The organism is Bacillus sp. FJAT-27245, assembly GCF_001273955.1.
Classification (GTDB): Bacteria; Bacillota; Bacilli; order Bacillales; family Cytobacillaceae; genus Bacillus_D.
In genome coordinates this window covers 233,318-245,992 of record NZ_LIGI01000001.1, presented here as the reverse complement: position 1 = coordinate 245,992, position 12,675 = coordinate 233,318, and the positions used below count along the sequence as shown (strand labels likewise).

11 protein-coding genes and 1 tRNA gene are annotated in these 12,675 nt (G+C 46.8%); 3 read left to right on the top strand and 9 right to left on the bottom strand.

Annotated features, from left to right (window positions below; genetic code table 11):
* The first annotated feature begins 50 nt into the window (after nucleotides 1-50).
* Together ADU24_RS01200 and ADU24_RS01195 are read left to right on the top strand one after the other, a co-directional pair.
* Complete coding sequence (locus ADU24_RS01200) at nucleotides 51-974, top strand: ABC transporter ATP-binding protein (protein ID WP_053364921.1); 924 nt, start codon at nucleotides 51-53, stop codon at nucleotides 972-974.
* Nucleotides 964-1,560: an ABC transporter ATP-binding protein gene (locus ADU24_RS01195; RefSeq protein ID WP_053364920.1), complete on the top strand. Its 597-nt coding sequence runs from the start codon at nucleotides 964-966 to the stop codon at nucleotides 1,558-1,560. Before ADU24_RS01200 ends, ADU24_RS01195 begins: the two co-directional genes overlap by 11 nt.
* Nucleotides 1,561-1,730: 170 nt before the next feature.
* Here ADU24_RS01195 and ADU24_RS01190 read toward each other — a convergent pair whose 3' ends face one another.
* Complete coding sequence (locus tag ADU24_RS01190; protein ID WP_053364919.1) at nucleotides 1,731-2,573, bottom strand: carbonic anhydrase; 843 nt, start codon at nucleotides 2,571-2,573, stop codon at nucleotides 1,731-1,733.
* Nucleotides 2,574-3,001: 428 nt separating this feature from the next.
* On the opposite strand from ADU24_RS01190, the gene ADU24_RS01185 reads away from it, so the two are divergent.
* Nucleotides 3,002-3,217, top strand: coding sequence for a hypothetical protein (locus tag ADU24_RS01185; protein ID WP_053364918.1), 216 nt, complete (start codon nucleotides 3,002-3,004; stop codon nucleotides 3,215-3,217).
* Nucleotides 3,218-3,389: 172 nt separating this feature from the next.
* On the opposite strand, the gene ADU24_RS01180 is transcribed toward ADU24_RS01185, so the two are convergent.
* The 8 genes from ADU24_RS01180 to ADU24_RS01145 form a co-directional block, all read right to left on the bottom strand.
* Nucleotides 3,390-3,463, bottom strand: a tRNA-Pro gene (locus tag ADU24_RS01180).
* 530 nt (nucleotides 3,464-3,993) lie between these two features.
* The gene (gene gatB / locus ADU24_RS01175) at nucleotides 3,994-5,421 is read right to left on the bottom strand and encodes an Asp-tRNA(Asn)/Glu-tRNA(Gln) amidotransferase subunit GatB (protein WP_053364917.1); all 1,428 of its coding nucleotides are present in this window, start codon (nucleotides 5,419-5,421) and stop codon (nucleotides 3,994-3,996) included.
* Between the two features lie 14 nt (nucleotides 5,422-5,435).
* Nucleotides 5,436-6,881: an Asp-tRNA(Asn)/Glu-tRNA(Gln) amidotransferase subunit GatA gene (gene gatA / locus ADU24_RS01170; protein WP_053364916.1), complete on the bottom strand. Its 1,446-nt coding sequence runs from the start codon at nucleotides 6,879-6,881 to the stop codon at nucleotides 5,436-5,438.
* A 12-nt stretch (nucleotides 6,882-6,893) separates the two neighbouring features.
* Nucleotides 6,894-7,187 (bottom strand): Asp-tRNA(Asn)/Glu-tRNA(Gln) amidotransferase subunit GatC, encoded by a 294-nt coding sequence (gene gatC, locus ADU24_RS01165; protein ID WP_053364915.1) that lies wholly within the window; start codon nucleotides 7,185-7,187, stop codon nucleotides 6,894-6,896.
* Nucleotides 7,188-7,543: 356 nt separating this feature from the next.
* A complete protein-coding gene (locus ADU24_RS01160; protein ID WP_053364914.1) occupies nucleotides 7,544-9,412 on the bottom strand; it encodes a S8 family peptidase in 1,869 nt (622 codons plus the stop codon).
* 142 nt (nucleotides 9,413-9,554) lie between these two features.
* Entirely contained in the window at nucleotides 9,555-10,379 is an 825-nt protein-coding gene (locus tag ADU24_RS01155; RefSeq protein WP_053364913.1) for a VanW family protein, read from the bottom strand.
* 156 nt (nucleotides 10,380-10,535) lie between these two features.
* Nucleotides 10,536-10,982, bottom strand: coding sequence for a YueI family protein (locus ADU24_RS01150; RefSeq protein ID WP_053364912.1), 447 nt, complete (start codon nucleotides 10,980-10,982; stop codon nucleotides 10,536-10,538).
* A gap of 526 nt (nucleotides 10,983-11,508) precedes the next feature.
* Nucleotides 11,509-12,672: a CamS family sex pheromone protein gene (locus ADU24_RS01145; RefSeq protein ID WP_053364911.1), complete on the bottom strand. Its 1,164-nt coding sequence runs from the start codon at nucleotides 12,670-12,672 to the stop codon at nucleotides 11,509-11,511.
* Nucleotides 12,673-12,675 lie beyond the last annotated feature (3 nt).

Sequence of the window (12,675 nt, the reverse complement as noted above, 5' to 3'; positions counted from 1 at the left end):
ACAATAATAATTTTTCATAGAGTACAGTTGATTAGTAGAGGGGTTGAGCAATGGCTATCCTTGAAGTAGAGAATTTATCCGTTTCTTTTAAGCAATATACTTCCGGCCTGAAACAGGTCCATCATCAGGTGATTTCAAATTTAAGCATCACTCTCGAGACCGGCAAAATCCTTGCTGTTGTAGGTGCGAGCGGGTCGGGGAAAAGCCTGCTGGCACATGCCATCCTCGGCATCCTTCCTGGCAATGCTAGCACGAGCGGTACGATGAAATATGCGGGCGAGATCTTGACTCCTGCCCGTCAAAAGGCATTAAGAGGGAAGGAAATAGCGATTGTGCCGCAATCGGTTAACTTTCTTGATCCGCTCATGCGCGTCGGCAAACAAGTCCGTACTTCTGCCCAGAATGGAGACGCGGCTGCGCGCCAGCGGGAAGTATTTGAGCGTTATCACTTAAAAAAAGAAGTCGAAACGATGTATCCGTTCCAGCTTTCCGGCGGGATGGCACGAAGGGTGCTGCTCTCGACCGCCATGGTAAGCGGGGCAAAAGTCATTATTGCCGATGAGCCTACCCCAGGCCTCGATCCGGTTGTAATCAAAGAAGCATTGGCGAATATCCGTGAGATTGCCGACAAAGGCTGCGCAGTGTTGTTCATTACGCACGATATCGAATCCGCCCTTAAAATCGCCGACAACATAGCCGTTTTTTATGCGGGAACGACCGTAGAAGTTGCCCCGGCGGAAAATTTCACTGGAAAGGGCGAGGCGCTCCGGCACCCTTATACTCAGGCATTATGGAGGGCGCTCCCGCAAAATGATTTCATCCCGATTCCGGGCTCACAGCCACATCCAAGTGAATTGCCAACAGGATGCTTGTTCGCGCCCCGCTGTCCGCTGGCTACCCCCGAATGTCAGGTAGCCCTGCCGGCTATGAGAGAATTGAGAAACGGGATGGTGAGGTGCATTCATGCAGATTGAAGCAAAAGAGATTGGATTCCACTATGGAAATGGCCCGATGCTGTTTCAAGGCATCAATTTAACCTTGAATTCTGGCGAAATCGTCGGAATCACCGGACCGAGCGGGCGCGGGAAAACCACTTTTTGCCGAATTTTGGCCGGTTTCGAACAGCCTGTCGAAGGAAAGGTTTTACTTGATGGAGAACCATTAAGGAGGAACGTCTACAATCCTGTCCAGCTGATTTTCCAACACCCCGAAAAAGCTGTGAATCCCCGCTGGAAGATGGGAAAAACGCTTCATGAAGGCTGGAACCCTGATCAAGGGCTGCTGGATTTATTGGGCATTAAGCAGGAATGGCTGGGGCGCTGGCCGAATGAATTATCCGGCGGAGAGCTGCAGCGATTTTGTGTCGCCCGTGCTCTAGGACCAAACACCCGCTTTCTCATCGCGGATGAAATGACAACGATGCTTGACGCCATTACCCAAGCGCAAATCTGGCATGCCGTACTGGAAATCGCCAAAGCAAGAAACATGGGAATCGTCGTTGTCAGCCATGAAGCAAAGCTGGTTGAAAAGATTTGCCACCGTGTGATCGAATTCGGTTAATCTAAAACATTTTCATTATTATAAAAAACCCCAAGGTGCTTAATTCCTTGGGGTTTTAGTTTTTACTTATTTAAAGGAAGCGCCCATATATTGTGTGTATATAATGGCGTTACCGTACCGTTTTTCGCGGCAGGCTCCGTTGCCTTTGCGCCTTAATGCCTACAGCATTATTAGCTTTCTTTAATGATTTCACGCTCATTTAAAGGCTGAACAGGACGGTGGTTATCCGGGAAAATATCCTGGAATTTTTTCAATTGTTCTTTTGACATTTCAATCGGCTCTTCAAAAACAATCCAGTTCACTTCTTCCGTACACGGCGGGGTCGTTAACGATCCGGCGTAATTGAAAAAAGTTTGATTTGAAGGCAGCAATGCTTGTAAATCAACAGGTTCTTTCACGTCAATTTCTTTTTCTGTTTCATTCTTTGGCAATACACTCCAAATGGAATCCAACGCTTTGTTCTCTTTTCCTTCTTTCATCATGACACCAAGTACGGCAAGCTTTCCATCCGCATTCTGGTGTACAAGGTGCAGCTCCATATCAAAGTGTTGATTATTGAATTGGTGCTCACTTGGTGTATGGAAATGGAATTGAACAAGTTTGTATTCTTTTCCGTCAACAACAATATTATTGCTTGGTGCCTCAGGATTAGCCTGGATGGTATGACCGTTGTTGACTACTGAAAAGCTGGTCGGCTCATACTGAATTTCTAGGTTTTCCAATTCTTTGCTCGGCTTTACTTGATTTGATTCGATATTGATAGGCGATTGTTCATTCCCTCTCAAACAAGCTGAATAGGATGCATCCAATTTACCCCAGTGCTCAGGCCCTGTTTTATCCTCGTAAGACCATTGAGCGGTTGATGCATCATTTGACTTTGTTTCTTCATTTTCTTTTGTCTCAGTTGCTTCTTCCTTTTTTGATATAGTGGTATCCTTTTTCTGTTCAGAGCAAGCTCCCAGTAAAAAGATCAAAGATACCGCTAAAAGTGCATACAAAAAGTTCTTTTTCATATTCAGCGTCTCCCCTTCTTTTATTTTTATCTATCATCACGCACACAAAATACAATACTAAAATAATAAAAAAACTCAATACAAACAGGCTGGAATCCGGCAATTCAGTAAGTAAGCACTATATAGTCGAAAACAAAAACGGGTGAACATGTGAATTTTCACTTAGTGCATAATGACTACTTTGCATTTTTTTGGAAAGCATTTTTTTGCTTTTCCGAGCTGCAAATAAAAATATTAATATCTCCTTTATCCCTAAAAAAACCACCATAGTTGTGAACCTCGAAAGAGAAATGCCTTCATAATTTATCCTAAACTCCTCTTGGCATCTCATTAAATTTTAATGTTCTTATTATGTCTGTCTCATTTTTAAAGTCTATTATTTAAACATGGAACAGGAAAGCCATTAAAATTCCAGGAGGTTGATTGCTTTGTTTACAAAAATAAATGTAGAAAAAACGTTGTTTAAAAACCAGTATCATGAAGGATATCAATTTGAATTAAATCATAAAGGAAAGCAGTTCAGAGGCCTCTTCCAAAATGGGGAGATTAAATGGTTTAACCCACAGCCATTACACTACATTAAGGAAAAACAGCTGGATAAAGTTGAATCTAAAGTTCGGAAAAAATTAAAAAAACACATCTGATTAATTAGATATTAAGAAACACATTATGTTTTTGAATGATAAAACCCTGATTCGACCCTCTTGTTAGGGAAGAATCAGGGTTTTTAGTTCATTTCATTTGCCTGGATTTAATGCCAGCACGTAAAAAAGCGCCCAACCCATTGCTTTGAATGAGTTGGACGCTATTTTAAGATCGGGATGACAGGAATCGAACCTGCGACCCCTAGCACCCCATGCTAGTGCTCTACCAAGCTGAGCTACATCCCGAATATAAAATGGCATTCCGAATCCTTTCAAGTACCTGTGTCCCCGCCTCAGGAAGCTTATGCAAGTTGCGGCTCGGCGGGTACAACTCGCAGCTTTTTCAGGGAAGCGCAGCTCGTCTCTACCAAGCTGAGCTACATCCCGATTATAATATGGCATTCCGAATCCTTTCAGATACCTGTGTCCCCGCCTCAGGAAGCTTATACAAGTGGCGGCTCGGCGGTATCAAATTACCTACTTTAATTATAACTTTTTACCTAGCTGTTTTCCACACTATTGATTCCTAAGTTCCGGCATCCTTCGGCAAACCTAAATTCAATCAAACGTTTGATTGAATTCTGCCAAAATAATACCGTACATAATAATTCCCCAAATTCTCTCTAAAAAAATTGCCGTAATCAGTCGCCTTGAATGTGCAATCATTCGACAACCATTTATGATAGCAATGCCGCAATTACGTGCTAATGGGAAACCAATGTTTTTAAAAAAAGAAACAGCCGGCGGGTCCTTCCCCACCGGCTGCAGCAAAAAGTTTATCGTTTTTTAATTTCTTCCGCCAATATCTTATTCACAAGCTGTGGATTTGCCTGGCCCTTCGTCGCCTTCATTATCTGGCCAACGAGGAAGCCAATGGCTTTGCTTTTGCCGCCTTTAAAGTCCTCAATGGATTGCGGGTTGGCATCGAGCGTTTCATTGACAATTTTCAAAAGGGCGCCTTCGTCCGAGATTTGGACAAGCCCTTTTTCCTTCACAATTTGCTCCGCGTCGCCGCCATGCTCAATCAGTTCCTTGAACACGGTCTTAGCGATTTTGGAAGAAATCGTTCCGTTCTCAATCAGCGTGATCATTCCAGTCAAATTCTCCGGAGTAAGCCCAGTTTCGTGGAGCTCCTTCTGTTCAGCCTTCAAGTATGCGGATACCTCTCCCATTAGCCAGTTCGATGCCTGCTTTGCGTCCACACCGGCATTGACCGACGCTTCAAAGAAATCAGCCATTTCCCTCGTCGCTGTTAAAACTTTCGCATCGTACTCCGGCAAGCCGAGTTCCGACACATACCTTTCAATACGCTGGTCAGGCAGTTCGGGAATTTCCGCCTGGATGCGGGCCTTCCACTCTTCATCGATAACAACATCGAGCAAATCAGGTTCCGGGAAATAGCGGTAGTCTTCAGAGCCTTCTTTGACACGCATTAGAAGCGTTGAACCGGTCGCTTCATCATAGCGGCGGGTTTCCTGCTGGATGGTCCCCCCCGCGCTGACAACCTCGCGCTGGCGCTTTTCTTCAAACTCTAGCCCCCTGCGCACAAAGTTGAACGAGTTCAGGTTTTTCAATTCCGTTTTGGTCCCGAATTCCTTCTGGCCAACCGGACGGATGGAGATATTCGCATCGCAGCGGAGCGACCCTTCTTCCATTTTGACATCGGAAACGCCCGTATAAAGGATGATGGACTTCAGCTTTTCAAGATACGCATACGCCTCATCAGGTGTACGGATGTCCGGCTCAGACACGATTTCAACGAGCGGCGTTCCCTGGCGGTTGTAATCCACGAGTGACGCGCCCTTTACGTGGTTGAGCTTGCCTGCATCTTCCTCAAGATGCAGCCTTGTGATTCCGATTCGCTTCTTGTAGCCATTCACTTCGATATCAATCCAGCCGTTTTCGCCAATCGGCTTATCAAACTGGGATATCTGGAAGGCCTTCGGGTTATCGGGGTAAAAATAGTTCTTCCGGTCAAATTTCGTGACAGGCGCAATCTCGCAATTCAGTGCCATGGCGGCCTTGATGGCATACTCGACCGCTTTCTTGTTCAGAACCGGCAGGACGCCCGGATAGGCCAGGTCAATCACGGATGTATTCGAGTTTGGCTCGGCGCCGAAATGGTTCGGGCTGTCCGAAAAAATCTTCGACTCTGTTTTTAATTCAACATGGACTTCAAGCCCAATGACGGTTTCAAAGTTCATTTTCCATTACCTCCCTAAAGCGCCGGCCGCTGTTTATGATAGTCTGTTGCCTGCTCGAACGCATGGGCTGCCCTGTAGATGGTACTTTCATCAAAAGGACGGCCGATGAGTTGCAGACCGAGCGGCAAGCCATTTTCAAATCCACATGGCAAGGACAGGGCCGGTACGCCTGCCAGGTTGACCGGGATTGTCAGGATATCGTTCGCATACATCGTGAGCGGATCATCAACATTCTCGCCGATTTTAAAAGCCGGAGTCGGGGCGGTTGGGCCAATGATAAGATCGTATTTTTCAAACACGTCGTCAAAATCCTTTTTGATCAATGTCCTGGCTTTCTGCGCCTTTTTGTAATAGGCATCGTAGTAGCCGGAGCTAAGCGCGAATGTGCCCAGCATAATGCGGCGCTTTACTTCATCGCCAAAGCCTTCCGCCCGTGTTTTTTTGTATAAATCAATCAGGTCCTCGGCATTTTCCGTCCTGTATCCGTAGCGGACCCCGTCAAAACGGGCCAGGTTCGCCGATGCTTCTGATGAAGACAGCAAATAATATGCCGACAAAGCATATTTCGAGTGCGGCAAGGAAACCTCTTCGATAACGGCTCCCTGCTTTTCAAGAATCTCCATAGCTGATTTGATGGCGCTTTTGACTCCTTCGCCAATTCCTTCACCCATGTATTCTTTCGGCACGCCAATTCTCATCCCTTTTACATCGCCTGTCAAACCGGCTGTGAAATCAGGGACTTCGACGTTGGCGGACGTGGAATCCATTGGGTCAAGGCCGCAAATCGCGCTTAAAAGATGGGCGTTGTCCTCAACATTCCTCGTAATCGGCCCAATCTGATCAAGCGATGAGGCGAATGCCACAAGCCCATAGCGTGACACTCGGCCATATGTAGGTTTCATGCCCACAACACCGCAATAAGAAGCCGGCTGGCGAATCGATCCGCCTGTATCGGAGCCGAGCGAGAATAAAACCTCCCCAGCTGCGACCGCCGCAGCCGAACCGCCTGAAGAGCCACCAGGCACCCTTTCAAGGTCCCATGGGTTCCTTGTTACCTGGAAATGGGAGTTTTCGTTGGAAGAACCCATCGCAAACTCGTCCATGTTCAGCTTCCCGATTGCAATGGCACCCGCCTGGTTAAGCTTGTCCATGACCGTTGCATTGTAAATTGGGTCAAAGTTCTCGAGCATTTTGCTCGCACATGTCGTTTTAAGGCCTTTTGTCACAATATTGTCCTTAATCCCAATCGGCATCCCGGAAAGGATGGTGCCTGGCCCCTTGGCATCGAGTTCTTTCGCCTTTTGGCGGGCATTTTCTTCATCAAGAGTGAGAAACGCCTGAACTTTACCCTCAACTTCGCCAATCCGTTTATACGATTCCTGGACTAGGTCGAGAGAGGTTAGTTCTTTTTTCTGTAAAAGTTTATGTAAATCTGAAAGTGAATGATCAAATAAGCTCACGTTCGTTCCCCCTTATTCGCCTAAAATGGACGGCACACGGAAAAAGCCATCTTCATGGTCTGGAGCATTTTTCAAAACTTCTTCCCGTGGAAGGCCCTGCCCCGCTTTATCTTCCCTCAGTACGTTGGTCATCGGCAAAACATGCGATGTCGCCTCAACGCCCTCTGTGTCCAATTCATTTAATTGTTCAGCAAACCCGATGATTGCATCCAGCTGCTGGGCGAACATTTCTGCCTCTTCCTGGCTTATTTCAAGCCTTGCCAGATGGGCGACATGCCGCACCTGATCAAGTGATATCCTCGACATTTCCTATTCCTCCCGTTCAACCATAATACTATTGATAATAACAGAAAATTCTTGTGCTCCGCAATGGAAGGAGGTGTTAACTGGAGGAATCGAGTGGAAAACTGTCTTTTCTAAGTTGAAGAATCTTTGTCGCTCATTTTGATGTGTGTGACACCACTTACAGATTTTGAATGATTAGCTATTTACCATAAGGAGTGGTTTATTCCTCTTTTATTGACCGAAGAAGGCTGTCCACTGCTGTTCGGGCGTCAAATTCTCTTTTAATGCCCCAAGGAGAGGCTATCCACCAATGTTCAATTTTAAAGCTTCCTAAGCAACCAAAAAAAAACCGCATTCAAACCCATGCGGCCATTCATTTATTTCTTTTTCGCCTTTTCTTCTGCTGCCAACTCTGCTTTAACTTTTACCATTAAGGATGTGTTGTACTTCTTTCTTGCCATTTCATCTATTACCTTTTGGGCGTCAACAGACGTCTTTACATTTCGTTTAATGTACGCCTTTACCAGGTTTTGGTCCGCGCTCTTATCGCTGAACACTTTTACCGAAACTGAAACAACAGACAAAGCGGATGGCTTTTTCTTTGCCTTGTTAAATTCGTTGATTATGGCCTGGTATTTGCCAATGAACTCCACAGTTGCCTGCTGGGACACCGTACCCTTTTTAAAAGAGGCAAGGGATTTATTTACAGCCGCCAATTCTTTTGTTGCCTGCTGGGGGCTGTTTATTTTTAAATCCATCGCCTTTTGCGCGCTGGCAAGGCGGTTGTTCAAGTCGGCGATTTTCTTTTCCCATTCTTCCTTTGAAGAATCAGGGGCAAGCTTAGGCTGCTCTACCGGAGGCACAGGCGCTGTTGGCGAAGGTACCGGGGCCGGGGCAGAAACAGGTGGTGCCGGGACAGGCGCAGGTTCAGATACTGGTGCTTGTACAGGTGCTGGCGCAGGCTCGGGAACCGGCGCTGCCACCGGGGCAGGTACTGGTACTGGCACTGGTTCCTGGATTTCTGATGGCACCGGCGCAGGCTGAGGAGCGGATTCCGTCACTGCTGGAGTTTCCACTGTCGCAGCAGGAGCGGGAGCTACATAAACGCCGTAATTAATCAACCCGTTTCCATACAGGCTGTCGACCCCGATGGCGCCAAGATCCTCTGTGTAAAGCTTTAGCGTTTCTATCAGCTCTCCCGCTGTTTGGCCAGGATACTTTTGCCTAAGGCCGGCAAGCAAGCCAGCTACATGGGGCGCTGCCTGGGAAGTACCGCTCATCCGGGCGAATCGATTGCCAGTATACGTGCTAACGATTCCCACTCCCGGCGCGGCAAAATCAATCTCCGTACCGAAATTGGAAAACGATGCGAATCGCTTGGTTGAATCGACAGCGGAAACCGCAACAGCGCTCTCATACTTGGCGGGATAAGATACTGATGTGCTTTCATTTCCTGCCGCCGCAACGACAATGATGTTCTTTTGGCGGGCGGTATCGACAAGGCTATGAAGCACTCGTGAATCTGATGGCGTCCCAAGGCTCATATTGACGATATCCATTCCGTTCGCGATTGCCCAGTCGAGGCCCTCAATTACGTCCACGAGTGTTCCGCTGCCGTCGGCTCCCATCACTTTAACAGCATACAGTTTTACATCTGGGGCAATCCCGACCATGCCTTTTCCATCACTTTTTGCCGCGATAATACCTGAGACATGGGTGCCATGCCCGTTGTCGTCATCATACGATGCTGTATAGTCGACAGTTGAAACGCCCCCTGCGATAACAAGTTCATCGTGGGCGGAAATCCCAGAATCGATTACCGCGACTTTAACTCCCGCCCCCGTCAGGCCATCCGTCCGGGTTTTCGCCTTTCCAGTGACCTGCTGGAACCCGTACTGGTCCTCTTCACCCACAATACTGAATGAAACATTCGGTTCTATATAGGCGATATCCTTATCTTTCTTCAGCTCATTTACGTCCGCATTGGTCAATGTCGCAGCGACAGCCGGGACGTTTTTAAATTGGTGGTCTATCTCAATGCTGTTATTAAGCACTTTTTCCTTGCCATCTTCATTCTTATATACAATGACAACTTCCTTTTCACCTAAATCACTTGCCCTCACAGGAGCGGCAAATGGCGCATAAGAGCCAAACAAGACCGCAGAAACAATTCCGACTTTGATTGCCATTCGAAGCAAGGTTTGTGTATGATGCCTCGTCTCCTGATGAATGGAATTTTTCCACATTCAATTTTCCTTCTTTCATATAAAGAATAACCGTTGGCAGGTTCAGATAATGATTGTATCGGCTAGGTTGTTTAATAAGGKGATAGAATCCTTAATTATTAGAATAGCTGTTGTTTCAACCAGGAGCGGGTGCCAGCCTTCATTAACGTATCGATCGCTGCTCAATCAGCGGCTCATACATCATAATTGCATTGTTTTCAGTTATAAATTCTTCCTCAACAAGCTTATGTTTCCTGTTATAAACCTTGCGCCAAAGTTCATTGTGGCGGATATAGCCTCCCCAGTAAGCAGGCGTGATGCTATGTTCTTTTTCATATATATGGTACGAATAAAGCTGCGGCTCGGCGCTTCTCCACTCGCCGACAAGATCCGTATCGGTCAGGCGGACATGCAGCTGATACGGCACGTCTGTCTCATTTTTGATTTGGAGATCAAGATAGTTGTATGCACATGTTGCCCCGCTTCCGAATGGCTGCGTCCGATTGGAATCCGGGAATACATCGAAGCTGTGGCGATGCCTTTCCGTCACAGTCAACGGCGTATGGAGCGCCATCCAGTAAATGAGGTTGGACAACTGGCAAAGCCCGCCGCCAATCCCTTTCGTGAAACGCCCATAATGAAGCACCATCCCGTCCACATATCCCTTGCTCTTTGTTGGCCTTCCGATGAGCTTCCAATACGAGAACGTCTCGCCTGGCTGGATGATGATCCCATTCAGCCGCTCGATCGCAAGCTTCAGGTTCTGGATTTTATTATATTGGTAAGACATATCGACTCCCTGCAGCTTCCTGAGCAACGGGGTCTGATGGCTGAATGCCGAATATGGCAGGAGGACCCTTTGCCGCGTCTTTGCGAATGTACTGCTGTTCAACAGCCACCCCATATAGCGCCTGGACGTATAATACATTTTGCCAAGCTTTATCCTAAGCGCGGAACGCTCCTTGGGCCTTAAAGCAACCGGGTTCATAGTAATCTCCCTTTTTATATGTTCTTTTCAGCTCTAACTTCAATCAATATCGTAATCCGTTTTTATAAAAAAAGAAAGACCCATTTTTTTGAACTGCCAATTCCATAAAAAATAGGAACCCGGCCATCCGGATTCCCATTTCTTTCAAATTAAAATTCACTTGCCAAGGAAGCTGCCCAATTTCGCAAAAAAGCCCTTTTTACTTGGGGCAGGGGTCTTTTCCGGCTCGTCGACGCTTCCCTTAATAAATATTTCTTCTTTATCCACCGCATAGCCACAGGCCAGCACAAGCCCAATATCCGTATCGTGTCCCTGGTTTGCCACAATCGTGTACTCGATTTTATATTTATTCGCCTCTTTAAGATACTTGGAAAACTCCTCATAGGCGATTGTGCCGTTTGTATACAAGTGGGCATCGGGATATTCCTTCATAAGCCGTCCCACTTCAGGGTAAGTCCCCGGTTCATAAACCTGGCTCTTCGTCAGCGCGACCAGGATCCGTTCCCGGATCGTCCCCAGAAACCTCCGCCTCTCTTCAGGCTTTAATTCCTTTGGCCCGTGAATCCCCTGTTTAAGAACGTCATCGACCGTTGGCTTGTTCATCTCCATCCCCCCATCCGCTATTACTATGTATGATTAAACCCTCTTTTCTGTGCGAGAAGAGCCTTCTTGCCTACTCACCCGAAAAAGCATGACAATTCCCAAGCACCCCGTCTCGTATTTACAAACCCCCATCCATAAAGGACAGGGGTAATTTTATTCCTGCATTTTGGATTAACACGGTAGTACCGCCATAAGTTCGATAATCCCACACAGGCGCAATAAGAATTCGTTCGGCCGGCTTTGCACCGGAACCCCGTCTTTCAATAGTAGCATGTGGTGCGCGTAAGAATCCAGGAAGCCGCTGTATGGCTCAACCTTTTTGGCCCGGCTCTGCCCCGCTTCCTACCATGCATCCTTCATACTCAAATGGGCATAAAATCAAGATATGCAAGTAGTTCCGGACAATTATTTCCCTATATCAGTATTCCAATTGCTTGTAAAAGTTAATCGTTCATTAACCGAGTCCAAAATAAAACAGCGGCATGCCTCCTGGCACACCGCTGTCAAACTCCCGTTTCGAACCGGCTTAATAAATATACACAAATGGTTCGTCCTTGTCCGCTTTTCGGACAATGAGCGATTCAGGTCCGTTCACGGATGTGACGCTGACCGAAACGGAGATGTATTTTGGAAAATGCTCCATCACCAGTCCGGTTACATACTGGGTAAAGCCGATTCCTTCCGCTTTGCCGTAAAATTGGATTGGTATCGTGATGCTCAACTCCTTCAGCTGCCCGTCCACATAATGCGCTTTTCCTACTACCCCATTGAAGTTGGGGAAGTATTTTTCCACATCCTGCTTGAAGTTATCAAATGCAATCGCATCCTCACGATAGTTATCCCGGGCATCTTTGGAAGGAAACAAGTAGTATTTTTCATTAAACTTTTCCCACTTGTCAATGTCAGCCCCCTGCTTTACGGTTGTATAGGCGAAAAAGTTCCCCGGTACAACCGATTCAATGCTTGCCTGTTCAAACAAAGCAATTGTAATCGGGATATTTCTAAACTCGTCCATGGCACGAAGCCGTTTCAGGACTTCCTGGGCAATCTTTTTCCCTTCCCGTTCCATCACCTGCCGGTCAATGTTCACGTGGAAAGTATCCCCATACCTTTCCTTTTGGTAATAGTGGACCGAATTCAGGGCAATTCCAATCGCGGCTCCGCCAAGCTTGTACTTGTCGTTATCCCCTTTTACAAGGAAGTCGTATTCCAGGAGATGGGCGAGGTAGATTGGGCTTTTTTTATTCCGCGATTCAATATCCCCGACCCCTTCATCAATAGGATTCAGGCCAAGATTGTCTTCTTCCTTCATTTTTAATTCTTCGAGCTGCTTTTTCGTATACTTACGTTTCAGCCATGCCTCGACAGTTTTTCTCTTCAGGATTTGGCCTTCCCTGAACACATACTGATCTGGATCGAACGTATTTTGGGATACCCTCATCAATCCCATTTCAAATTCATTGATATCGTAGCGGGTATTGAGGTTATTGACAGTCAGCCCCCGCGCCCCGCTTGGTTCAAATGGCAGGAGTGTCCGGTAGTATTTATCCGAAATTTTGTACTTTGGTATAATCGCCTTTTCCTTCGTGTTCTTTGGCTGGTCCACGACTTCATCCCGTTTTTGGAAGTTCGGCGCGCACGCACCCAAAAGAAGCGATAAGGAAAGGAGCGCGATTGTCAGCTTTCTCACGTT